Source organism: Microbacterium sp. W1-4-2 (assembly GCF_058349885.2).
The window spans coordinates 39,270-60,640 of record NZ_JBYRJC020000005.1 but is presented as its reverse complement, the minus strand read 5'-3'; the positions used below and the strand labels follow the sequence as shown (position 1 = coordinate 60,640).

22 protein-coding genes are annotated in these 21,371 nt (G+C 70.7%); 7 read left to right on the top strand and 15 right to left on the bottom strand.

Annotation, left to right across the window (positions count from 1 at the left end; all coding sequences use genetic code 11):
* Positions 1 to 57 precede the first annotated feature (57 nt).
* The 5 genes from AC3RX0_RS16195 to AC3RX0_RS16175 all read right to left on the bottom strand — a co-directional run bounded on the left by AC3RX0_RS16195 (position 58) and on the right by AC3RX0_RS16175 (position 5,099).
* Complete coding sequence (locus AC3RX0_RS16195) at positions 58 to 1,737, bottom strand: ribonuclease J (RefSeq protein ID WP_491507042.1); 1,680 nt, start codon at positions 1,735 to 1,737, stop codon at positions 58 to 60.
* Positions 1,734 to 2,711, bottom strand: a complete 978-nt coding sequence (dapA, locus tag AC3RX0_RS16190; RefSeq protein WP_491507041.1) for a 4-hydroxy-tetrahydrodipicolinate synthase — start codon at positions 2,709 to 2,711, stop codon at positions 1,734 to 1,736. Before dapA ends, AC3RX0_RS16195 begins: the two co-directional genes overlap by 4 nt.
* Before the next feature lie 38 nt (positions 2,712 to 2,749).
* The gene (locus AC3RX0_RS16185; RefSeq protein ID WP_491507040.1) at positions 2,750 to 3,508 is read right to left on the bottom strand and encodes an SDR family NAD(P)-dependent oxidoreductase; all 759 of its coding nucleotides are present in this window, start codon (positions 3,506 to 3,508) and stop codon (positions 2,750 to 2,752) included.
* A 246-nt stretch (positions 3,509 to 3,754) separates the two neighbouring features.
* Positions 3,755 to 4,270: a dihydrofolate reductase gene (locus tag AC3RX0_RS16180; RefSeq protein WP_491507039.1), complete on the bottom strand. Its 516-nt coding sequence runs from the start codon at positions 4,268 to 4,270 to the stop codon at positions 3,755 to 3,757.
* A 1-nt stretch (position 4,271) separates the two neighbouring features.
* A complete protein-coding gene (locus AC3RX0_RS16175) occupies positions 4,272 to 5,099 on the bottom strand; it encodes a thymidylate synthase (protein WP_491507038.1) in 828 nt (275 codons plus the stop codon).
* Between the two features lie 49 nt (positions 5,100 to 5,148).
* Between AC3RX0_RS16175 and AC3RX0_RS16170 the strand changes: the two genes are divergently transcribed.
* From AC3RX0_RS16170 to AC3RX0_RS16155, 4 genes are all read left to right on the top strand, one after another.
* A complete protein-coding gene (locus tag AC3RX0_RS16170) occupies positions 5,149 to 5,583 on the top strand; it encodes a TlpA family protein disulfide reductase (protein WP_491507037.1) in 435 nt (144 codons plus the stop codon).
* Positions 5,576 to 6,184 carry a DUF4395 domain-containing protein gene (locus tag AC3RX0_RS16165; RefSeq protein ID WP_491507036.1) on the top strand — a complete coding sequence of 203 codons (609 nt, stop codon included), beginning with the start codon at positions 5,576 to 5,578 and terminating at the stop codon, positions 6,182 to 6,184. The genes AC3RX0_RS16170 and AC3RX0_RS16165 overlap by 8 nt, the downstream gene beginning before the upstream one ends.
* 106 nt (positions 6,185 to 6,290) lie before the next feature.
* Positions 6,291 to 6,716 carry an OsmC family peroxiredoxin gene (locus tag AC3RX0_RS16160; protein WP_491507035.1) on the top strand — a complete coding sequence of 142 codons (426 nt, stop codon included), beginning with the start codon at positions 6,291 to 6,293 and terminating at the stop codon, positions 6,714 to 6,716.
* A complete protein-coding gene (locus tag AC3RX0_RS16155) occupies positions 6,709 to 7,656 on the top strand; it encodes a TIGR01777 family oxidoreductase (protein ID WP_491507034.1) in 948 nt (315 codons plus the stop codon). Before AC3RX0_RS16160 ends, AC3RX0_RS16155 begins: the two co-directional genes overlap by 8 nt.
* Here AC3RX0_RS16155 and AC3RX0_RS16150 read toward each other — a convergent pair.
* Together AC3RX0_RS16150 and dapB are read right to left on the bottom strand one after the other, a co-directional pair.
* Entirely contained in the window at positions 7,620 to 8,066 is a 447-nt protein-coding gene (locus AC3RX0_RS16150; protein WP_491507033.1) for a tetratricopeptide repeat protein, read from the bottom strand. The genes AC3RX0_RS16155 and AC3RX0_RS16150 overlap by 37 nt on opposite strands.
* Positions 8,063 to 8,827, bottom strand: coding sequence for a 4-hydroxy-tetrahydrodipicolinate reductase (gene dapB, locus AC3RX0_RS16145; protein ID WP_491507032.1), 765 nt, complete (start codon positions 8,825 to 8,827; stop codon positions 8,063 to 8,065). Before dapB ends, AC3RX0_RS16150 begins: the two co-directional genes overlap by 4 nt.
* A gap of 95 nt (positions 8,828 to 8,922) precedes the next feature.
* Here dapB and AC3RX0_RS16140 point away from each other — a divergent pair, with 95 nt between their 5' ends.
* Positions 8,923 to 9,387, top strand: a complete 465-nt coding sequence (locus AC3RX0_RS16140; RefSeq protein WP_491507031.1) for a GNAT family N-acetyltransferase — start codon at positions 8,923 to 8,925, stop codon at positions 9,385 to 9,387.
* Between the two features lie 17 nt (positions 9,388 to 9,404).
* On the opposite strand, the gene AC3RX0_RS16135 is transcribed toward AC3RX0_RS16140, so the two are convergent.
* The 3 genes from AC3RX0_RS16135 to AC3RX0_RS16125 form a co-directional block, all read right to left on the bottom strand.
* Complete coding sequence (locus tag AC3RX0_RS16135; protein WP_491507030.1) at positions 9,405 to 10,007, bottom strand: histidine phosphatase family protein; 603 nt, start codon at positions 10,005 to 10,007, stop codon at positions 9,405 to 9,407.
* Positions 10,008 to 10,101: 94 nt separating this feature from the next.
* Complete coding sequence (locus AC3RX0_RS16130) at positions 10,102 to 11,175, bottom strand: aldo/keto reductase (RefSeq protein ID WP_491507029.1); 1,074 nt, start codon at positions 11,173 to 11,175, stop codon at positions 10,102 to 10,104.
* A 262-nt stretch (positions 11,176 to 11,437) separates the two neighbouring features.
* On the bottom strand, positions 11,438 to 13,705 hold the full coding sequence (locus AC3RX0_RS16125) for a polyribonucleotide nucleotidyltransferase (RefSeq protein WP_491507028.1): 2,268 nt from the start codon (positions 13,703 to 13,705) through the stop codon (positions 11,438 to 11,440).
* A gap of 346 nt (positions 13,706 to 14,051) precedes the next feature.
* Here AC3RX0_RS16125 and AC3RX0_RS16120 point away from each other — a divergent pair, with 346 nt between their 5' ends.
* The gene (locus tag AC3RX0_RS16120) at positions 14,052 to 14,237 is read left to right on the top strand and encodes a DUF5302 domain-containing protein (RefSeq protein ID WP_491507027.1); all 186 of its coding nucleotides are present in this window, start codon (positions 14,052 to 14,054) and stop codon (positions 14,235 to 14,237) included.
* Between the two features lie 197 nt (positions 14,238 to 14,434).
* On the opposite strand, the gene AC3RX0_RS16115 is transcribed toward AC3RX0_RS16120, so the two are convergent.
* The 5 genes from AC3RX0_RS16115 to efeU form a co-directional block, all read right to left on the bottom strand.
* A complete protein-coding gene (locus tag AC3RX0_RS16115) occupies positions 14,435 to 15,079 on the bottom strand; it encodes an FMN reductase (RefSeq protein ID WP_491507026.1) in 645 nt (214 codons plus the stop codon).
* Positions 15,076 to 16,272, bottom strand: a complete 1,197-nt coding sequence (locus AC3RX0_RS16110) for an LLM class flavin-dependent oxidoreductase (RefSeq protein ID WP_491507103.1) — start codon at positions 16,270 to 16,272, stop codon at positions 15,076 to 15,078. Before AC3RX0_RS16110 ends, AC3RX0_RS16115 begins: the two co-directional genes overlap by 4 nt.
* 149 nt (positions 16,273 to 16,421) lie before the next feature.
* Positions 16,422 to 17,795: an iron uptake transporter deferrochelatase/peroxidase subunit gene (gene efeB, locus AC3RX0_RS16105; RefSeq protein ID WP_491507025.1), complete on the bottom strand. Its 1,374-nt coding sequence runs from the start codon at positions 17,793 to 17,795 to the stop codon at positions 16,422 to 16,424.
* The gene (gene efeO, locus AC3RX0_RS16100) at positions 17,792 to 19,021 is read right to left on the bottom strand and encodes an iron uptake system protein EfeO (protein ID WP_491507024.1); all 1,230 of its coding nucleotides are present in this window, start codon (positions 19,019 to 19,021) and stop codon (positions 17,792 to 17,794) included. Before efeO ends, efeB begins: the two co-directional genes overlap by 4 nt.
* Complete coding sequence (gene efeU / locus AC3RX0_RS16095; protein WP_491507023.1) at positions 19,018 to 20,019, bottom strand: iron uptake transporter permease EfeU; 1,002 nt, start codon at positions 20,017 to 20,019, stop codon at positions 19,018 to 19,020. The genes efeO and efeU overlap by 4 nt, the downstream gene beginning before the upstream one ends.
* A gap of 236 nt (positions 20,020 to 20,255) precedes the next feature.
* On the opposite strand from efeU, the gene AC3RX0_RS16090 reads away from it, so the two are divergent.
* Positions 20,256 to 21,260 carry an isopenicillin N synthase family dioxygenase gene (locus tag AC3RX0_RS16090; protein ID WP_491507022.1) on the top strand — a complete coding sequence of 335 codons (1,005 nt, stop codon included), beginning with the start codon at positions 20,256 to 20,258 and terminating at the stop codon, positions 21,258 to 21,260.
* Positions 21,261 to 21,371: the final 111 nt, after the last annotated feature.

Here is a 21,371-nt window from a genome sequence, read left to right as displayed (position 1 = left end):
GCTCCACGGTATCGCGGGCGGCCGACGCCGGCCCGGAACGACGCGGGTTTCGGGAGGCTACGCCTCGATCACCAAGGGCACGATCATCGGGCGTCGGCGCAGCTTCTGGTTGACCCAGCGGCCGATCGTACGGCGCACGATCTGCGACAGCGCGTGGTTGTCGCGCACGCCGTTGCCGGCCGCCTCGCGCAGGGCGGTGACGATCTTGGGCACCACGTCGTCGAACACCGAGTCGTCCTCGGCGACGCCGCGCGCGTGGATCTCGGGGCCCGAGATGATGTGCCCGGTGGACGAGTCGACCACGACGATCACCGAGATGAAGCCCTCTTCGCCGAGGATCCGACGGTCCTTGAGGTCGGCGTCGGTGATCTCGCCCACCGTCGAGCCGTCCACATAGACGAAGCCGAGGTCCAGCTGGCCGACGACCTTCGCGAGTCCGTCGCGCAGATCCACCACGGTGCCGTTCTCGCCGAGGATCGTGCGCTCGGCCGGCACTCCGGTGTCCTGCGCAAGCTGCGCGTTGGCCCGGAGGTGGCGGTGCTCGCCGTGGATCGGCATGACGTTGCCGGGGCCCACGATGTTGTAGCAGTAAAGCAGCTCGCCCGCCGCCGCGTGCCCCGACACGTGCACCTTCGCGTTGCCCTTGTGCACCACGTTCGCGCCGAGCTTGGTCAGGCCGTCGATCACGCGGTAGACCGCGTTCTCGTTGCCGGGGATGAGGCTGGATGCCAGGATCACGGTGTCGCCGGGTCCCGGCTCGATCGCGTGGTCGAGGTTGGCCATGCGCGAGAGCACGGCCATGGGCTCGCCCTGCGACCCGGTGGACATGTAGACGATCTGGTCGTCGGGCAGGTCCTTGGCCTTCTTGTAGTCGATCAGCACGCCCTCGGGCACGTTCAGGTACCCGAGCTGCTCGGCGATCGTCATGTTGCGCACCATGCTGCGGCCGAGGAACGCGACCCGGCGGCCGTGCGCGTGCGCGGCGTCGATGACCTGCTGCACGCGGTGCACGTGGCTCGAGAAGCTCGCGACGATCACCCGGCGCGGCGCCTTGCCGATCACCTGGTCGAGCACGGGCCCGATCGAGCGCTCCAGCGCGGTGAAGCCCGGGACATCGGCGTTGGTCGAGTCGACCAGGAACAGGTCGACGCCCTCTTCACCCAGCCGGGCGAACGCGCGCAGGTCGGTCAGGCGGCCATCCAGCGGCAGCTGGTCCATCTTGAAGTCGCCGGTGGCCAGCGCCAGGCCCGCAGGAGTGCGGATCGCGACGGCGAGCGCGTCGGGGATCGAATGATTCACCGACACGAACTCGAGGTCGAACGGGCCCACCGTCTCGCGCTGGCCCTCCTTCACGGTGAGCGTGAAGGCCTTGATGCGGTGCTCCTTGAGCTTGGCCTCGACGAGGGCGAGTGTGAGGCCCGAGCCGATGAGCGGGATGTCGCCCTTGAGCTTGAGCAGGTAGGGCACGGCGCCGATGTGGTCCTCGTGGCCGTGCGTGAGCACGACGGCGACGATGTCGTCGAGCCGGTCGCGGATGGGCTCGAAGTCGGGGAGGATCAGGTCGACGCCCGGCTGGTTCTCTTCGGGGAACAGCACGCCGCAGTCGACGATGAGCAGCTTGCCCTCGTACTCGAACACGGTCATGTTGCGGCCGACCTCGCCCAGGCCCCCCAGCGGGACGATCCGGAGGGTGCCGGGCTCGAGCGCCGGCGGATCGAAGATCTGCTCCGCGATCATCGGGTGGTCCCCGAGACCTTCGGCAGCGCTCCGCCGGCGGCGGCGTTGCGGTCGGGCCGGAAGTTCGAGAAGTCGACGCCCGGCACATCGGTGACCAGCGCCAGCTCGTCCTCGATCTTGGCGGCCTCCCACTCCTCCGGGCCGACCAGGGGCAGGCGCACGCGAGGGCTGGAGATGCGGCCGAGGCCGTGCAGCACGTACTTCGTGGACACCGTGCCGGGCACGTGCGTCATGAGGGCGCGCACGAGGGGCTCGAGCTTCTTGTGGGCCTCGGTCGCCGCAGCCAGGTCGCCTCGGTTCACGGCATCCACGATCGTCCGATACGGCTGGGCGGCGACGTTCGCGGTGACGCCGACGAGTCCCGTGGCGCCGATCGCGAGGTGCGGCAGCACGTTGGAGTCGTCGCCGGAGAAGTACATCAGGTCGGTCTGGTTCAGCACCCGCGAGACCTCACTGAAGTTCCCCTTCGCGTCCTTGACGGCCAGGATGTTCGGGTGCTTGGCCAGGCGCAGGATCGTCTCGTAGGCGATCGGCACGCCGGTGCGGCCGGGGATGTCGTAGAGGATGACCGGCAGGTCGGTCGCATCGGCGATGAGCCGGAAGTGGGTGAGGATGCCGGCCTGGGTCGGCTTGTTGTAGTACGGCGTGACGACCATGATGCCGTCGGCGCCCGCCTTCTCGCTCGCCTTGTAGAGCTCGATCGCGTGCGCCGTCTCGTTCGAACCGCCGCCGGTGATGATCTTCGCCCGGCCCGCTGCGACGTCCTTGCCCACCTCGACGAGCCGGATCTTCTCGGCGTCGGTCAGGGTGCTGGTCTCACCCGTGGTGCCGGTGACCACGATGCCGTCGGCACCCGCGGTGATCACATCGTCCATGTGCTTGGAGACCGCGGGCCAATCGACTTCGCCGTCCGCCGTCATCGGCGTGACGAGCGCCACCAGAACCTGTCCGAAAGGATTGCCCGCGTGCGTCATGATCTCAAGGGTATCGGTTCGCACCGGCCCGATGTCGCCTACCTTCCGCGCTGGCCGAGCCGAGCCGTGAGCCGGTCCGGCAGGAGCCGGACGACGCGGGCGACGAGCTTGTAGCGCAGCGACGGCACCGAGACCGCGCGACCGCGGGCGAGGTCACGGAGCGACTCGCGGACCACGGTCGCGGCATCCAGCCACATCCAGCCCGCGATGCCCTCCTGACCGGGCGGAAGTCCGAGCCGCTCGTGGAAGTTCGTGTGCACGAACCCGGGGCACACGGCCGTCACGGTCACGCCGCGCGGCGCGTACGTCACGTTGGCCCAGCGGCAGAACGACACCAGCCACTGCTTCGCGGCGCCGTATGTCGACCGGGGCATGAACGCCGCGATCGAGGCGACCGTGAGGATGCGCCCGTGCCCGCGGGCCAGCATCGAGCCGAGTGCGGCGTGGATGAGCCGCAGTGCGACCTCGTCGTGCAGGCGCAGGTGGCGCACCTCGACCTCGACGTCGTTGCGCTCGAACGCGAGCGGCAGGCCGTGCCCGGCGTTGCTCACCAGGATCTCGACCGGCCGCTGCGGGTCGGTCAGCCGCGCCACGACACCGGAGATGCCGTCGGCCTCGAGCAGGTCGGCCGCGAGGACCTCTGCCTGGCGCCCGCGGGAGCGCACCTGGGCGGCCACGGCCTCCAGCGCATCCCGATCGCGGGCCACCAGCACGACGTCGGCGCCCCGGTCGGCCAGCTGCCGCGCGTATTCCGCCCCGAGCCCCGAGCTCGCCCCAGTCACCAGCGCCGTCACCATGTCGCCACCCTACGCGCCCTGGATGCCGCGGCATCGCCCGTTCAGAACTCATCAAATCGGTGGCCGAAAACGCCGGAACAGGGCGAAAAGGGCCTCCCCGAGGGAGGGAATGGCTGAGTTCTGAACGCGGCGCGGCCGAGACGGACGCGCGGATCGGTCCGGATTACGCGCGCGGATGCCCGAATCTCCGGAGTTCTGCACGCGCACCGCGCCAAGGTGCGTGGTCGGCGCGCCGAAGGCGCGGGGTCAGCGCGTGTAGCGCGTGAACCGGTAGCGGACGCCGGTGCGGGAGGTGTGCCACGCGGGCGGAGCGGGGTCGGATGCCACGGCCCGCCATCCGGAGATGTCCGGCGCTGTGGTGTCACCGGCGACGTCGAGGTCGAGATCGGTGACCTCGAGCACGTCGGCGCGGATGATCACCTCGCGGAAGACCTGGCCGCCGCCGATGACCCAGATGAGGTCGCCCGCGTCGGCATCGACGGCGCCGTCGGCGGCGAGCGCGAGGGCTTGGTCGAGCGACGCGGCCCGCTCGGCGCCGTCGGCGTGCCAGGCGTCATCGCGCGTGATCACGATGTTGCGCCGGTGCGGCAGCGGGCGGAATCGGTCGGGGAACGAGTCCCAGGTGCGCCTTCCCATGACGACCGAGCAGCCCAGGGTCAGCTGCTTGAAGTGCGCCAGGTCTTCGGGCACGTGCCAGGGCATGCCGCCGGACGCGCCGATGACACCGTCGCGGGCCTGTGCCCAGATGAGTCCGATGCGCATCTCAGACGGCGACGGCGCCGCGGATCGTCGGGTGATGGCGGTAATCCTCCACCACGAAGTCCTCGTACGCGTAGTCGAAGATCGACTCGGGCGTGCGGGCGAAGCGCAGCGTCGGATACGGGTAGGGCTCGCGGCTCAGCTGCTCGCGCACCTGCTCGAGGTGGTTGTCGTAGATGTGACAGTCTCCTCCGGTCCAGACGAACTCGCCGGGCTCCAGCCCCGTCTGCTGCGCGACCATGAGGGTCAGCAGCGCGTACGAGGCGATGTTGAACGGCACTCCGAGGAACATGTCGGCGCTGCGCTGGTACAGCTGGCACGACAGCCTGCCATCGGCGACGTAGAACTGGAAGAACGCGTGGCACGGGGCGAGCGCCATCTGCGGGATCGCGGCGACGTTCCACGCCGATACGATCAGCCGGCGCGAGTCGGGGGTCTGGCGGATCTGCTCGATGATCTGCGAGATCTGGTCGATGTGCGATCCGTCGGGCGTCGGCCAGGACCGCCACTGCACGCCGTAGACGGGTCCCAGCTCACCATCGGCATCCGCCCACTCGTCCCAGATCGACACGCCGTGCTCCTGCAGCCACCGCACGTTCGACTCGCCGCGCAGGAACCAGAGCAGCTCGTACGCGAGCGACTTGAAGTGCACCCGCTTGGTCGTGATCAGGGGGAACGACTGCGACAGGTCGAACCGCAGCTGCCGCCCGAAGACGCTCGTCGTGCCGGTTCCGGTGCGGTCGCTCTTGTGCGTGCCGCCTGCCAGCACATCGCGCAGCAGATCCTCGTAGGGCGTGGGGATGCTCACATCCGCCACGATACCCGCTGACATAGATCGTCATCCCGAGCCGCGCGGGTCGGAGCCGGGCTACCGTGTGAGCATGCCCCTGTGGATCGCGCTTCTCGCCGTCGTCGGCCTCGTCGCCGTGACCGCGGTCGCCGGCTGGGCCTGGCGCCGCGGCCAGGATCATGCGCGCGCCGTGTCGGCCGGCAGCCTCGACCTCGCCGATCTGGAGCTCGGCGAGCGCGGGCGACGGGCGACGCTCGTGCTGTTCAGCACCGAGTACTGCTCGCGGTGCCCGCAGGTGCGACGGACGCTGGACGCCCTCGCCCACGACCTCGACGGCGTCGCGCACGCCGAGGTCGATCTGACGCACCGGCCCGACCTCGCGACGCGGCTGCACATCCTGCAGACGCCCACCGTGTTCGTGCTCGACGCCGCCGGCGCCGTGCACTCGCGCTTCGGCGGCGCACCGCACCGGCAGGCCGTCGCCGCCGAGCTGCACCGCCTGATCGGAGAACCCGCCCATGTCTGACGCACCCGCCGGCATCGACCCCCGGGGTCCGCGGTTCGTGGCCGCGATCACATCCGTGCTGCTGCTGGTCACGGTCATCCTCGGCCTCACCGGGCTGCCGACCGCGCGGATGTCGGCGCTCCTCGGCCTGTCGGGGTCGCCGGGCGGCCACACGGCGACGTTCGGCTGGTTCGCGTATCGGCCGCTCGATTTCGCCTTCGTCGCGAACGCCTATGCGCTGCCCGCCATGCCCCTCACCGCCCGCGTGCTCGACCCCGCCTTCCTGCTGCTGCTCGCGGTCGCCCTCCTGTTCCTGTGGGGCGTGGCCTGGCCCCGCACCGCGCCGTGGGGTGTGCTGTTCCGCCGGCTCGTGCAGCCGCGTCTGGCCCGGCCCGATGAGCTCGAAGACCCGCGCCCGCCCCGCTTCGCGCAGGGCGTCGGCCTGTTCGTCAGTGCGATCGGCCTGGTGCTGCAGCTGGTCGGCGTGCCGTGGGCCCTTCCGATCGCCGCGGCCGCTGCGTTCATCGCGGCGTTCCTCAACGCGGCCTTCGGCTTCTGCCTCGGCTGCCAGCTGTACCTGCTGCTGCAGCGGGTCGGCGTCTTCGGCCGCGCCGCAGCGTAGGCAGCTCGGCCGCGGTGTCGTCGGGCGGCCGTCGCGAACGCCATGAGCCGCGATTAGGCTGGGCGGCACACGACCGACGACCCCCACCGAAGACGGAGGAACATCCATGAGCGTCACCAGTGAAGCCGCGGCCCAGTGGAGCGGCAGCCTGTTCGAAGGATCCGGCCAGGTGAGCCTGACCAGCTCCGGCCAGGGCACGTTCCCCGTGAACTGGAAGGCGCGCAGCGAAGGCTCCGAATCCGTCACGACGCCCGAAGAGCTCATCGCCGCCGCGCACGCCTCGTGCTACTGCATGGCGCTGTCGAACGCCCTGGCGCAGAACGGCACCCCGCCCGAGAACCTGCAGGCCACGGCATCCGTCACCTTCACACCCGGCACCGGCATCACCGGCAGCCACCTGAACGTCTCGGCCACGGTGCCCGGCATCAGCGAGTCGGATTTCGAGCGGCTCGCCGACGAGGCCAAGACCGGCTGCCCGGTCTCACAGGCGCTCGCCGGCATCGAGATCACCCTCGAGGCGTCGCTTGCCTGAAGCCCCTGTACGCTCCCGCCGCATCATCGTGGCGGGAGCGTCCGGCCTCATCGGCACGGCCCTGGTGGCCGCGCTCGAGGCCGACGGCGTGCACGTCACCCGGCTCGTGCGCCGTCCCCCGCGCCGCCCCGACGAGGTGCGATGGCTCGCCGACGCCCGGCCGCTCGACCCGGAGGTGCTCGCCGGCGCCGACGCGGTCGTATGCCTGAACGGCGCCTCGATCGGGCGGATGCCGTGGACCGCGGCGTACCGCAGCACGCTGCTGTGGTCGCGCATCACGCCGACGCGCACGCTCGCCACCGCGATCCGTGCGCTGGGGGTGGATGCCCCGGCCTTCGTCAGCGCGTCGGCGGTGGGCTTCTACGGCTCGGCGCCGGGCGCGACCCTCACCGAACGAGCCGCGAAGGGCGACACGTTCCTCGCCGACCTGTGTGCGGAATGGGAGCACGCCGCCCGGTCGGCGGGGCCGCATGCCCGGGTCGCACTGCTTCGCACCGCACCCGTGGTGCACGCCGACGGCGTGCTCAAGCCGCTGCTGCTGCTCACCCGGCTGGGACTCGCCGGTCCGATCGGGCGCGGCACCCAGGCCTGGCCCTGGATCTCGCTCGAGGACGAGGTGCGCGCGATCCGGCATGTGGTCGACGGCGGCCTCGCGGGCCCGGTGAACCTTGCCGGCCCGACACGCGCCACCGCGAACGATCTCGGCTTCGCGCTGGCGAGGCGGATGAACCGCCCGTACCTGGTCCGCGCACCCGCGTGGGCGATGCGCCTCGTGCTGGGAAGGCCCGCCGCCGACGCCGTGCTGCTCACCGACGCGCACGTGGTGCCCGCCGCCCTCGAGGCATCCGGATTCACGTTCTCGCACCCCACCGTCGAGGACGCGATCGCCGCGGCCGTACCCGCTCAGGCCCGGTCGGCCGCCTCGAGCCTCAGCGACTGACGGATCGCGCCGCGGGCGCGCTTGCGGTCGCCGGCGGCGTCGTACGCGAGTCCCAGCCGGTACCACGCGCGCCAGTCGTCGGGGTGCTCCTGCACCTCGTCGCGGTAGTGCGGGAACACCGCGTCGGCATCGGCGCGGATGACCCGGCCGCTGGGGTGCACGGCCACGTCGTCGTCGGGCAGTCCGCCCTCGGCCTCGAGCCTGCGCCCGACCCGCTCGGCCCGCACGCCGAACCACAGCTCGCGCCCGACCGCCCACGCGCCGACCGCGGGGATCACGATGAGCGCCGCGCCCATCGCAATGGCCGCCGGCCGGCCGCTGGTCATCAGCAGCCAGGCCCATTGCCCGATCACGATGATGTAGAGCACGAGCACCGCCGCGATCAGGGCGACCGAGACGCGCGTCTTCATGCGCGATCGGCGCCCGCCGCGGGCGCGCCGATGCCGATGTCGAGAAAGCTGTCGAGTCCGACCACGACGCCGCGCACGTCGAGTGCGCTTCGCAGCGCGAGGCGGATGCCGGGTGCGTACGCGGTGGCGGGGTCGACCGTGTCGTGCACGATCGACAGCGACTCACCGGGGCCCGAGAGGATGACCTCCTGCCGGGCGACGACGCCGGGCCGGCGCAGCGAGTGCACCGGGACCGAGGCGACCTGCTGGCCGCGCGCCCGCTGGTCGGCGTGCGGCGCGAGCACCGGCCCCTGAGACGTTCGGGCGGCGGCGATCAGCTCGGCCGTGCGCACCGCGGTTCCGCTGGGCGAGTCGACCTTGGTCTCGCGATGGGTCTCGACGATCTCGGCCGACGGGAAGAACGGGGCAGCCGCGGCCGCCAAGGCAGAGCCGAGCACCGAGCCGAGCGAGAAGTTCGGGATGAAGACCGCACCGGTGCCGGCGGCCTCGACGAGGGGACGGACCAGGGCGATGCGCTCGGTGGACCACCCCGACGTGCCGACCACGATCGCGATGCCCCGCTCGGTGGCCGCTCGCACCACGTCGACCGAGACGGCCGGGGTCGAGGCATCCACCACCAGATCCGCGCCGTCGATCAGCGCGATGTCGTCGCGCGACGACAGGGTCGCGTGCACCTCGAAGCCGGGTTCGGATGCCACGACCTCGCGGATGATGCCGCCGAGCTTGCCGGTGCCGCCCACGATCGCCACACGTGTCGTCATGCTTCCAGCCTACGTTGCGCGGGGAGGGGGATGCGGCAGCATGACGCCGACGGCATATGAATGCCGCCGCGCGCCCGCGGGCATACGCTCGAAAGATGGCGTCGCTGTCTACCGTCCCCGTCGACTCCCCCGTCGCACGGGACCTTCTCGCCCAGTACGTCGCGATGCGCGCGGACACCTTCCCCGGTCAGTACACGTCGGCGACCCCGCCGCGCGCGATGTTCGAACCGCCGGCGGGCCTGTTCCTCGTCGTGCACGACGACGACGGCGCGGCGGTGGGCTGCGGCGGCATCCGCCGGCTGCACGACGACGACGGGCGGGTCCGCTTCGAGGTCAAGCATCTGTTCCTCACCCCGGCCACCCGCGGACGCGGCTGGGGGCGGCTGCTGCTGGACGGGCTCGAGCGCCACGCCCGCGCGTGGGGCGCGACCGACCTGGTGCTCGACACGCACCACACGCTGGCGGCCGCCGGCGGCCTGTACGCGTCGTCGGGCTTCGTCGAGATCGAGCCGTACAACGACAACCCCAACGCGACCCGCTGGTACGGCAAGGCGCTCTGACCGGGTCGGCTCGCAGCTCACACCGGCAGCGGCTCGGGCAGCCCCGTCTGCAGCTCGAACGGCAGGTGCGCCAGGTCGTTGTGGGTCAGCAGGCTCCACGGCCGACCGGCCTTCTGCGCGATGACGGTCAGCCCGCAGTGCGCCTGGTTGAGCGTCATCCAGCGCCACTCGGGCATCTGCAGCACCTCGCGCACGAACCAGCTGATCACGAAGTTGTGCGTGATCAGCACCTCGTGCACGTCACCGGGTTTGCGCACCAGGAACGCGCTGATCGCATCGTTCATCTGCGCGCGCCCCGCCTCGATCTCGGCGTCGGTGACCGACCCGAAGAACGGCTCGTAGACCGCCGGAGTCTCCTCTGTCATTCCGGTGGGCACGCAGTCGAACAGCAGCGCGGACGGCTGCGGGTCGACGGAGGGAAGACGCGCGGCGACCGCACGCGCTGTCTCGGCGGCGCGCTCGAGCGGCGAGTGCCACACCGCCGACAGGGGAAGTCCCGAGAGTCGGTCGGCGAGCGCCTCGGCCTGGCGCTTGCCGCGCGCCGACAGCGGCCCGTCGGCGACCCCCTGATCCGCGTCCTGATGCTCGCCGTGCCGCACAAGGTAGATGTAATGCGTCACGCCGTCTCTCTCTTCATCGGGAGGTTCACCGAGCCTGAAGGCCCTCTTCCACACTAGGCGAGGTTCGGACCCCTCGGGTCGCCGAACCCCGTGCTTATTCGGCCGCGCGCGCGATCTCGGCGAGGTGGGCTCGGCTGAGCGGCACGCCGACGCCGCGGACCAGTTCGTCGACCTGAGCGGGCGCGTAGGCGCTCACGATCGGGGCGGTCACGATCGGCTGGGCGAGCAGCCAGGCGACGGCCACCGCGGCGGTCGGCACCGACAGCTCCGCGCCGATGGAGTCGAGGGCCCGGAGAGTCCGGTTGCCGCGGCGGTTCATGCTGCCGGCCAGCTGCGAGCCGCGCACCGATCGCACCACGGCGCTGCGCGAGCGGTGCCGTCCCGACAGGAACCCGTGCTCGAGCGCATGTGACGGCGTCACCGCCATCGACTGGGCACCCGCGACGAGCTTGAGGTCGCCCTCGAAGTCGCGACGCCGCAGCACGTTGTACGGCACGTCCAGCACGGTGATCCGCGGGTAACCGGCCGACGCGAGGATCCGCGCCTCGACGAGCTGCTCGGGGGCGAACCCGTACGCCCCGATGGCGCGCGCCTTGCCGGTGTCGACGAGCCACTCGGCGGTGGCGAGGGTCTCCTCCATCATCACCATGCCGCCACCCGCGTTCAGATAGAGCACGTCGATGCGGTCGGTGCCCAGGCGGGTGAGGGATGCCTCGACCCCGCGGACGAGGTTCACCGGATCCAGTCCGGTGTGATCAGGGTGGGCGCCCACGCGCACGGCGACGACGACCTCGTCGCGCACGCCGCGGGTGCGCATCCATTCGCCGATGATGTGCTCGCTGCGGCCGCCGGCGAAGCTGTCGGAGGTGTGCACGGCGTCGCCGCCGCGCTCCAGATACGCGTCGAGGATCTCGTGGCTGGACTCGATGTCGACGTTCCAGCCGAACTCGGCCCCGCCGAGCATCAGGGGGAAGATCCTGTGCCCGGTCTCGCCCAGGGCGACCCGCAGGTCGGCCCCGACGGCGCGACCCTGCACCGGGATCGGCGCGGACGGATGCGGCGTGGCGGCGCGCTCGGGTGTGGGAACCGCGGATGGGGCGGGCGCGGCACCCGCCGCGGAGTGCCCCCCGGTTGCTCGCGCGTCGGACCCGACACTGAAGTCCGCCATACCCACCCCCTCACGAATCGCCATGATCCGTGGCCGCTGTTCGTGTGCGCCCCCCGGCGCGTACTTCGAGCGTAGGTGACGGCCCCGACCTTGAAGGGCACTGAAGCAGCGCTGGGGTAAACATTCCGTAACGCTTTGGCCGCCGCGCGCGAATTCGTCCCCTCTGCAGTGGACGAAGGGCGGCGGACGAAGGGGATCCGGCCGGCCGAAACGAAAGGCGCCCGTGCCCCACGAGGGGGCACGGGCGCCGGGTGACTCTCGCTCAGGCCTCGGCCGGAGCGGCCTCCGTCTCGGCGGGGGCCGCCTCGGCGGCCTCTTCGAGCACCGGCTCGAGCGACAGCTTGCCGCGGTCGTCGACCTTGGTGATGCGCACGAGCAGCTTCTGCCCGACCGACAGGACGTCGTCGACGTTCTCGACGCGCTTGCCGCCGGTGAGCTTGCGGACCTCGCTGACGTGCAGCAGGCCGTCCTTGCCGGGCAGCAGCGAGATGAACGCGCCGAACGTCGCGATCTTCACCACGGTGCCGAGGAACTGCTCGCCGACCTCGGGGTTGGTCGGGTTGGCGATCGCGTTGACCTGGGCGCGGGCGGCCTCGGCCGACGGGCCGTCGGTCGCGCCGATGTAGACGGTGCCGTCCTCCTCGATGGAGATCTCGGCGCCGGTCTCGTCCTGGATCGCGTTGATCGTCTTGCCCTTCGGGCCGATCAGCTCGCCGATCTTGTCGACCGGGATCTGCACGCTGATCACGCGCGGCGCGGTCGGGGCCATCTCGTCGGGCGAGTCGATCGCGGCGTTGAGCACGCTCAGAATCGTGATGCGCGCATCGTGCGCCTGCTGGAGGGCAGCCGACAGCACCGACGACGGGATGCCGTCGAGCTTCGTGTCGAGCTGGATCGCGGTGACGAACTCGCTCGTGCCGGCGACCTTGAAGTCCATGTCGCCGAGGGCGTCCTCGGCTCCCAGGATGTCGGTCAGGGCGGCGTAGCGGGTCTCGCCGTCGACGGTGTCGGACACGAGGCCCATCGCGATGCCCGCGACCGGAGCGCGCAGCGGCACACCGGCGTTCAGCAGCGACAGGGTCGACGCGCAGACCGAGCCCATCGAGGTCGAGCCGTTGGACCCGAGGGCCTCGGAGACCTGCCGGATCGCGTACGGGAACTCCTCGCGCGAGGGCAGCACCGGCACGAGCGCGCGCTCGGCCAGGAACCCGTGACCGATCTCGCGGCGCTTGGGGCTGCCGACCCGGCCGGTCTCACCGGTCGAGTAGGGCGGGAAGTTGTAGTGGTGGATGTAGCGCTTGTGCGTGACCGGCGACAGCGAGTCGATCTGCTGCTCCATCTTCAGCATGTTCAGCGTGGTGACACCCAGGATCTGGGTCTCGCCGCGCTGGAAGATGGCGGAGCCGTGCACGCGCGGGATGACCTGCACCTCGGCGTCCAGCGGACGGATGTCGGCAAGGCCTCGCCCGTCGATGCGCACGCCCTCGGCGAGGATGCGTCCGCGGACGATCTTCTTCGTGACGGCCTTGTACGCGGCCGAGAACTCGGAGGCCGCGATCTCGTCCAGCGACCCGTCGGCGATGGCCGCCGACAGCTGCTCCTTGACGCGGTCCTTGACCGCGTCGTCGGCGTTCTGGCGCTCGATCTTGTCGGCGATCTGGTAGACGCCCACGAGGTCGTCGTACGCGCGCTGGGCCACGAAGTCGTAGGTGGCCTGCGAGTAGGGCAGGAACACGGGGTACGACTGGATCTCCTTCGCGGCGGTGTTCGCCACGACGTTCTGCGCCGCGACGAGCTCCTTGATGAAGGGCTTGGCTGCCTCGAGGCCCCCGGCGACGATCTCTTCGCTCGGCTTGGTGGCGCCGGCCTTGATGAGGTTCCAGCTGTTCTCGGTGGCCTCGGCCTCGACCATCATGATCGCGACGTCGCCGTCCTCGAGGACGCGACCGGCGACCACGAGGTCGAACACGGCGTCTTCGAGCAGCTTGGCGTTCGGGAACGCGACCCACTGGTCCTCGTGCTCGCCGTGACCGGGGATGAGCGCCAGGCGCACACCCGCGATCGGGCCCGAGAACGGCAGACCCGAGATCTGCGTCGACAGCGAGGCGGCGTTGATCGCCAGCGCGTCGTAGAACTCGCCGGGCGCGATCGACAGGACCGTGACGACGATCTGCACCTCGTTGCGCAGGCCGTCGACGAACGACGGACGCAGGGGGCGGTCGATCAGACGGCACACCAGGATCGCGTCGGTCGAGGGGCGGCCCTCACGGCGGAAGAACGAACCGGGGATCTTGCCGGCGGCGTACGAGCGCTCCTCGACGTCGACGGTCAGCGGGAAGAAGTCGAAGCCTTCACGCGGGTGCTTGCCGGCGCTGGTGGCCGACAGCAGCATGGTCTCTTCGTCCAGGTAGGCGGCGACAGAGCCCTGCGCCTGCTGGGCGAGACGCCCGGTCTCGAACCGGACGGTACGGGTGCCGAAGCGGCCGTTGTCCAAAACGGCCTCGGCGGCGGTGATTTCAGGACCTTCCAAGAGGTCTCTCCTTCTTTGTTTAGACTCGTCCGCGCGTCTCGCGGGCGAGTGATCCGAAGGAGCAGCAGGCAGATATGAGCGCACGGTGGCGCACGAAAGGCGCACGCCGCCGCGACGACCGCCCGCGCTGGTCACCAGTAGAAGATCACCCTCGGGCCGACGGTCTCGGGCCGGAGAGGAACCCACCACAGGAGACCAGCTTCCTGCCGGTCTGCTCCTGGAGAGCTCAGTGTTCATTTGAGCGGATGCCAGACGGCAACCTTCACGAGCCTACCAGGGGTTCCGGCATACGAGATCTCCGTCGCGCGGGATGGCGGGAGTCGAGCCCCTCGCCTAGGGTTGGGGCATGAGCGACGACGACACCACGCAGTCTGCGGCATCCGACGAGATGAAGCGCAAGTTCCGCGAGGCGCTCGACAGGAAGAACGCCCAGAGCCGCAACGGCGAAGCGCACCTCGACGGTCAGAGCGCCGTGCACGAACCGCACGGCCGGGCCGGCCACAAGCGCGAGTTCCGCCGCAAGAGCGGCTGAGCCGAGTGTGACCCTGACACGGTGCGACTGGCTCACCGGGCTGCAGCAGCCGGTCACCCGCGCCCGACGGCCCCGCCCCGATCGGCCGCGTGGCAGCGTCTCACAGGGTTCGGACGATCGCGCGAAGTTCGGATGCGTTCGCGTGTTCGGCTCCGAACTTCGCCGGATTCTCCGAACTCTGTGAGACGCGCGCCAGCTCAGTCCCCCGCGAAGCCGCCGAGCAGGTTCTCGAACGAGTTGCCGCCGCGCAGGTAGTTCGCCGGATCGAACGGGTCGGACGAGGTCGCCGGCTCGCGCCGTGCGACGGCGTCGGCCAGCTCGGCGGCACCCTTCTCGATACGGCCGCCCAGAGGCGCGACCCGGTCGCCGGTGCCGCCCCAGTCGTCGGACGCCGCGAACACACCCGTCGAGACGGCCTCGGCGTGCAGGTAGGCCAACAGCGGACGGATCGCGTAGTCGATCGCGAGCGAGTGGCGCGGCGTGCCGGCCGTGGCGCCGATGAGGACGGGCTTGCCGATCAGCGCGTCTTTGTCGATCACGTCGATGAACGACTTGAACAGGCCCGAGTAGCTGGTCGTGAAGATCGGCGTGACGACGATGATCGCGTCGGCCGAGACGACCGTGTTGATCATCGACTCCAGCTCGGGGGCGGCGAAGCCGGTGAGCATGTTGTTCGTGATCTCGTGCGCGTAGTCGCGCAGCTCGAACGTGTCGATGGATGCCTCGATCCCGCGTTCGCCCAGGTGCCGCAGCGTCGCCTCGGCCAGACGGTCGGCGAGCATGCGGGTCGACGAGGGCGTGGAAATGCCCGCCGAGACGACGGCGATGCGCCGGGCGCTCATCGAGTGCCGCCCAGACCGAACGCTGCACCGGCGGGGGCGGGGCTGTCCTGGTAGGGCGAGCCGCCGGTGACGTTGTCGCCGCGGTTCGCGTTCGGGCGGGGCTGGCGCACGGGCCCGTCGCCGTATGTCGCCGTGACGAGCGATGCATGGGTGGGGGCGTCCGGCACGGTCGCGGGCCGGTTCTTGGCGAGCTCCTTGCGCAGCACCGGCACGACCTCGCCGCCGAGCAGGTCGAGCTGCTCGAGCACCGTCTTCAGCGGCAGGCCGGAGTGGTCGATGAGGAACAGCTGACGCTGGTAGTCGCCGAACAGGTCGCGCATGCCGGCGTAGCGGTCGATGACCTGCTGCGGCGAGCCGACGGTCAGCGGCGTCATCTTCGTGAAGTCCTCCATCGACGGGCCGTGGCCGTACACCGGCGCGTTGTCGAAGTAGGGACGGAACTCGTTGACCGCATCCTGCGAGTTCTTGCGCATGAACGCCTGGCCGCCCAGACCCACGATCGCCGTCTCGGGTGCACCGTGGCCGTAGTGGGCCCAGCGCTGGCGGTACAGCTCGATGAGGCGCTGGTAGTGCTCGGCAGGCCAGAAGATGTTGTTCGCGAAGAAGCCGTCGCCGTAATAAGCGGCCTGCTCGGCGATCTCGGGCGTGCGGATCGAGCCGTGCCACACGAACGGGGGCACCCCGTCCAGCGGCCGAGGCGTCGAGGTGAAGCCCTGCAGCGGCGTGCGGAACTTGCCGTCCCAGTCCACGACGTCCTCACGCCACAGCTTGTGCAGCAGCGCGTAGTTCTCCACGGCCAGCGGAAGTCCCTGGCGGATGTCCTTGCCGAACCAGGGGTAGACCGGACCGGTGTTGCCGCGGCCGAGCATGAGGTCGGCGCGGCCGCCGGACACGTGCTGCAGCACCGCGAAGTCCTCGGCGATCTTCACCGGGTCGTTCGTGGTGATGAGGGTCGTCGAGGTGGAGACGATCAGCCGCTCGGTCTGAGCCGCGATGTAGGCGAGGGTGGTGGTGGGAGACGACGACCAGAACGGCGGGTTGTGGTGCTCGCCGATCGCGAAGACGTCCAGCCCCACTTCTTCGGCGTGCTTGGCGATCGTGAGCGTCGCCTGGATGCGCTCCGCCTCGCTCGGGGTCACGCCCGTGGTCGGGTCCTGGGTGACGTCGCTGACCGAGAACAGGCCGAACTGCATTCCTGCGTCCGCCGCGCTCTCTTTCGTCGTGTTCCCGCTCATTGAAGTCTCGCTTTCCGGGATGCCGTGGCATCCGTTTCTATGCAACTGAATGTATCTGATAGAACGTGGTGCCGTCGAGATTATTCCTCACGGTCGAGAGGGCGGACTCAGGCGGTGCCGAACAGCCCCGCGCCGACGTACGAGCCCGCCTTCGCCCCGGGCGGGACCGCGAAGATCGCCGAGCCGACGTGCACGAGGTACTCCGCCAGCAGGTCCTTGGCCACCGAGCGCTGCACGCGGATGAACCGGTCCGGCGTGCGCTGATAGGAGAGGAAGAACAGGCCCGCCGACAGGTCGCCGGTCAGGTCGTTGCCGCCCACGAAGTTGTAGCCGCGGCGCAGCAGTCGGATCCCCTGGTTGAGATCCGGATGCGCGAGGCGCGCGTGCGCCTTCGGATCGATCGCGGGGCGGCCCGAGGCATCCTTCTTGTGGAAATCCAGCGCCGTGAACTCGGTGCCGCCCGACAGCGGTGCACCCTCGCCCTTGTCGCGGCCGATGATCTGCTCCTGCTCGATCAGCCGCACGCGGTCCCACGTCTCGATGCGCTGGCGGATGTTGCGCACCGCGAGGTACGAGCCGCCGGCCAGCCACGCGGGACCCTCGGCGGCGGTGGCCCACACGTGGGCGTCGAGCGCTTCGGGGTCGTCGGCGAGGATGTTGGCCGTACCGTCCTTGAAGCCGAACAGGTTGCGCGGGGTGGACTGGTCGGCCGTCGTCTTGGACGTGCGCCCGAACCCGAGCTGCGACCAGCGGATGCGGGCGCGGCCGAACGCGATGCGGCTGAGGTTGCGCACGGCGTGGAACGCGACCTGCGGGTCGTCGGCGCACGCCTGGATGCACAGGTCTCCCCCGCACAGCTGCGGATCGAGCTGCTCGCCGACGAACGGCGGCAGATCCTGCAGCTGCGCCGGGCGCTGTGCGGCCAGGCCGAACGCCTTGTTCGCGAACAGGCCCGGGCCGAAGCCGAACGTGATCGTGAGGGCCGCAGCCGACAGGCCGAGCGCCTCGCCGGTGTCGTCGGGCGGGGCCTGCGGCGAACCCCCCACGGCGCCGGTGGCGGTGACGTCCAGGCCTTGCGTCATGCGCGACGACGCGTAGGTCCAGTCCTTCAGCAGTGACACGAGGTCGTCGCGGGTGGCGTCGTCGGCCATGTCGAACGCCGCGAAGTGCAGGTGCTCCTGCACCGGGGTCGCGATGCCGGCCTGGTGCGCGCCGTAGAACGGGTGCACCAGACCCGTCCCGTGCGTCGCGGACGAGGCGATGCCCGCGCCGATCGCCGCTCCCCCGATGCCGCCCACGACGAGCCCGCCGGCGCCGGCGCCGAGCATGCCGAGCAGGCCGCGGCGGCTGAGCCCGGTGACCTTCGCCTCGGCCGCCGGCGCCTCCGTCCCCGGTGCCTCTGTCCCCGGCGGCTGGGCGTCCGTCGGCTCGGTGTCCGTCGGCTCGGTGCCCGTCGGCTCGGTGCGCCTGCCGTCGCTCATGCCAGGATCGTCTGCGTCAGCTGCGACAGCGGCTCCGCGAGCCGGTTGATGAGGTCGGTGAGGTCGCGGCGGTCCTGGTCGGTGAGCTTGCCGTAGGCGACGTAGCCCTTGTCGGCGTCGCCGTACGTGGCGAGCTTGGCCTGCAGGGCCGCATAGCCCTTGTCGATCTCGGCGACCAGCGCCTTGCCCTCGGCGCCCGAGGACTCGGCCAGGTCGCGCACGAGCGAGAAGGCCATCTTCGAGCCCTCGACGTTGGCGGCGAAGTCCCACAGGTCGGTGCCGCTCCACCAGTCCTCTTCGCCGGTGATCTTGTTCTTGGCGACCTCGTCGAGCAGGCTGATCGCACCGTTCGACAGCCGCGCGACCCCGTCGGCCTCGAGCGTGGAGACGAACTCGCCGCCGTGCGCGTAGTCGTACAGCGACTGCACGTCGGTCACCAGCTGCGCGCCGGTCTTCGCCCGCTCGGCCGGCGTCGACGGTGCCCAGTCCTTCCATGCGGGAGTCGCGTCGTCGGCGTTGACCGCGTCCTTCGCGGGCACCCACAGATCCTTCTCGATGCGGTGGAAGCCGGTCCACGGGATGCCGTCGGCCTTCGCATCGACTTCGCGGAAGTCGATCTTGGGGTCGAGGTCGCCCAGCGCCTCGGCGATCGGCTCGATGCGCTCGTAGTACGACCGGACGCGCGGGAACTGCTCCTTCGCGGCGGCGTCGTCGCCCTTCTCATAGGCGGCGGCGAACGTCTTGACCGCCGGCAGCAGCTGCCCCGCCTGGTCCTTGACGAATGCCGCGTACAGGTCGACGGCCTTCTTCTTCTGCGCCGCGTCCGATCCCGAGACCTCGACCTTGCCGCCGGCGACGGTGAACGCCGCCTTGCCGACGCCGTCGCCGACCATGCCGGGCTTGCACAGCGTGTAGTAGTCGCCGGGCTGGGCCACCAGGGTCAGCGTCCGTTTCGCACCCGGTGCGATGTTCTCGACTTCGCCGACGATGCGCAGGCCGTCCTGGGCGAGCAGGTAGAACTCGGTGACCTGGCTGCCGGTGTTGGCGATGTCGAAGGCAAGGGTGCCGCTGGCGGCCCTGGAGGCCGAGACCGTGCACGCCGTGTCGGTGGCGGTGACCGTCAGCGCGTCAGACGCGGCGACGTCGCTCTTGGCGACGCAGCCGGTCAGGGCGAGGGCGGCGACGCCGACGGCGGCGGACAGGGCGAGGGCGCAAGGCGCGGTCATCGGGCTCCTTGATGCGAGGGTGCTGTGCTCGGGGAAACGGTGGTCGGTGCAACGGTGCTCGGTGAGACGGCCCGCGCCGACACGGATGGTTCGGTTCGGGATGCCGCGGCCGGCGCGGTCGCGGTGCTCGCGGGCGCGCGCAGCCCGCGCAGGAAGAAGGTGCCGACGAGCGCGACGTAGAGCACCCAGGCGATCACCTGGACCCAGCTCATCTGCGGCATGAACCCCACGAGCGCCTGGAGCACCACCGCAAGCGCGCCGCCGGGAGCGACGACCGACGAGACGTCGAACGCCCAGCCGAACGGGAGCCCGGCCCACCCGACCGCGACGGTGCCGTGCGTCGTGATCGGGGCGAGCGCCGTGAACGGACCGGGGACGACGCCGGCCTCCTGCAGGTCGTGCAGCGCGTAGGCGAGGACGCCCGCGGCGACGATGACGAGGAACCCGCCCGTCCACGCGAAGAACAGCCGCAGATTCAGCCGCAGCATGCCCTTGGCCAGCGCCCACCCGGCGACGGCGGCGACCACGAAGCCGAGCACGGCGCCCAGCAGCACTGTCGGCGACGACCCGAACGACTGCGTCATCGACCACAGCAGCAGCGCCGACTCGACGCCCTCGCGCGCGACCGAGACGAAGCCGACCAGGATGAGCGCCCAGATGGTGCCGGACGCGAGCGCCCGGTCGAGGTGGCCCTCGAGCGCCTTCTTCATGTGCCGCGAGGTCTTCTGCATCCAGAAGATCATCCAGGTGACCATGGCGACGGCCACCAGCGACAGCGTGCCGCCGAGGATCTCCTGCCCCTGGAACGTCATCGCGTACTCGCCGAACGTGAGCACGGCGCCCACGCCGACGGCCAGCGCGATCGCCAGGCCTACTCCGATCCACAGTCGCGGCAGCACGTCGCGGCGGCCGACGCGGCTCAGATACGCGGCGAGGATGCCGACCACGAGGGCCGCTTCGAGGCCTTCGCGCAGGCCGATGAGGAACGTTGCGAGCACGGGGTGTCCGATCTCGATGTGTGGGGGAAGGTCGGCTGCCCTCGCGTCGTGCGACGCCCGCGCTCCGCGGACCCGTTCATGTCAGGTAAGGCGAACCTCAGTAAGTTAGACCTTACCCGCTCCCCCGCCGGGTGCTCAACCCGCAGACTGCGACCGGCCGCGTCACATTCCGACCCGGGCGTTCACGTGGGGCAACACGGCGCGCGCGAGCCGCGGCATCCCTCTACCGTCGGACCATGACGTCGCTGAACCTCCCGATCCTCGACCTGTCGCTGCTCGACGCCGGCCCGGCCGCCGCCGCCCGCTTCCGCGACGAGCTGCGCGCCGCCACCCGAGACGTCGGGTTCTTCTACCTGACCGGAACGGGCATCACGGACGCGCTCGAGGAGCGTCTGCTGCGCACGGCACGAGCGTTCTTCGCGCTGCCCGAGGCCGACAAGCTCGCGATCGAGAACGTGAACAGCCCGCACTTCCGCGGCTACACGCGGGTCGGCGGCGAGCGCACGCAGGGCCGGGTCGACTGGCGCGAGCAGATCGACATCGGGCCCGAGCGCGCGGCCGTCGACTGGGACGGCGCACCGGGCTACGCGCGGCTGATCGGTCCGAACCTGTGGCCGGCGGCCCTGCCCGAGCTGCGCGAGGTCGTCGGCGAGTGGGAGGATCGCCTGCGCGGCGTCGCCCGCCGGCTGCTGCGCGCCTGGGCCCTGGCGCTCGGCGCCGACGAATCGTACTTCGACGCGCACTTCGGCGAGCCCTCGACCCTGACGAAGATCGTGCGGTACCCGGGCGTCGACGACCCGGCGCCCCGGCAGGGCGTGGGCGCGCACAAGGACTCCGGGGTGCTCACTCTGCTGTGGGTCGAGCCGGGCAAGGGCGGGCTGCAGGTTCAGCGCGCCGGCAGGTGGGTGGATGCCCCGCCCGTGCCGGGTGCGTTCATTGTGAACATCGGCGAGCAGCTCGAGTACGCGACGCAGGGATACCTCACCGCGACGAACCACCGGGTCGTGTCCCCGGCCTGGCCGGACGAGCGCATCTCGGTGCCGTTCTTCTTCAACCCGCAGCTGGATCGCCGGCTGCCGCTCATCGAGCTGCCGGCCGAGCTGGCGGCGCAGGCGCCCGGGGTGACCCGTGATCCGGCCAACCCGATCCATGCCCTGTACGGCGAGAACGCACTGAAGTCGCGCCTGCGCGCCCACCCGGACGTCGCGGCGCGCTGGCACGCCGACCTCATCGCGGGGTGACGCACGTCGGCTGAAGAGCATCGCATTCGGCCGATTATGAAGATTCTCTCAGGTTTCACTCAGTCGAGACACAGGGTCGGCTACGGTACGGGGAAGTCCGCGCTGGGCGCG

Coding starts and splice junctions, on each gene's coding strand:
- AC3RX0_RS16195 (WP_491507042.1), bottom strand. CDS start 1,737: ATGATCGCGGAGCAGATCTTCGATCCGCCGGCGCTCGAGCCCGGCACC.
- dapA (WP_491507041.1), bottom strand. CDS start 2,711: ATGACGCACGCGGGCAATCCTTTCGGACAGGTTCTGGTGGCGCTCGTC.
- AC3RX0_RS16185 (WP_491507040.1), bottom strand. CDS start 3,508: ATGGTGACGGCGCTGGTGACTGGGGCGAGCTCGGGGCTCGGGGCGGAA.
- AC3RX0_RS16180 (WP_491507039.1), bottom strand. CDS start 4,270: ATGCGCATCGGACTCATCTGGGCACAGGCCCGCGACGGTGTCATCGGC.
- AC3RX0_RS16175 (WP_491507038.1), bottom strand. CDS start 5,099: ATGTCAGCGGGTATCGTGGCGGATGTGAGCATCCCCACGCCCTACGAG.
- AC3RX0_RS16170 (WP_491507037.1), top strand. CDS start 5,149: ATGCCCCTGTGGATCGCGCTTCTCGCCGTCGTCGGCCTCGTCGCCGTG.
- AC3RX0_RS16165 (WP_491507036.1), top strand. CDS start 5,576: ATGTCTGACGCACCCGCCGGCATCGACCCCCGGGGTCCGCGGTTCGTG.
- AC3RX0_RS16160 (WP_491507035.1), top strand. CDS start 6,291: ATGAGCGTCACCAGTGAAGCCGCGGCCCAGTGGAGCGGCAGCCTGTTC.
- AC3RX0_RS16150 (WP_491507033.1), bottom strand. CDS start 8,066: ATGAAGACGCGCGTCTCGGTCGCCCTGATCGCGGCGGTGCTCGTGCTC.
- dapB (WP_491507032.1), bottom strand. CDS start 8,827: ATGACGACACGTGTGGCGATCGTGGGCGGCACCGGCAAGCTCGGCGGC.
- AC3RX0_RS16140 (WP_491507031.1), top strand. CDS start 8,923: ATGGCGTCGCTGTCTACCGTCCCCGTCGACTCCCCCGTCGCACGGGAC.
- AC3RX0_RS16130 (WP_491507029.1), bottom strand. CDS start 11,175: ATGGCGGACTTCAGTGTCGGGTCCGACGCGCGAGCAACCGGGGGGCAC.
- AC3RX0_RS16120 (WP_491507027.1), top strand. CDS start 14,052: ATGAGCGACGACGACACCACGCAGTCTGCGGCATCCGACGAGATGAAG.
- AC3RX0_RS16115 (WP_491507026.1), bottom strand. CDS start 15,079: ATGAGCGCCCGGCGCATCGCCGTCGTCTCGGCGGGCATTTCCACGCCC.
- AC3RX0_RS16110 (WP_491507103.1), bottom strand. CDS start 16,272: ATGCAGTTCGGCCTGTTCTCGGTCAGCGACGTCACCCAGGACCCGACC.
- efeB (WP_491507025.1), bottom strand. CDS start 17,795: ATGAGCGACGGCAGGCGCACCGAGCCGACGGGCACCGAGCCGACGGAC.
- efeO (WP_491507024.1), bottom strand. CDS start 19,021: ATGACCGCGCCTTGCGCCCTCGCCCTGTCCGCCGCCGTCGGCGTCGCC.
- AC3RX0_RS16090 (WP_491507022.1), top strand. CDS start 20,256: ATGACGTCGCTGAACCTCCCGATCCTCGACCTGTCGCTGCTCGACGCC.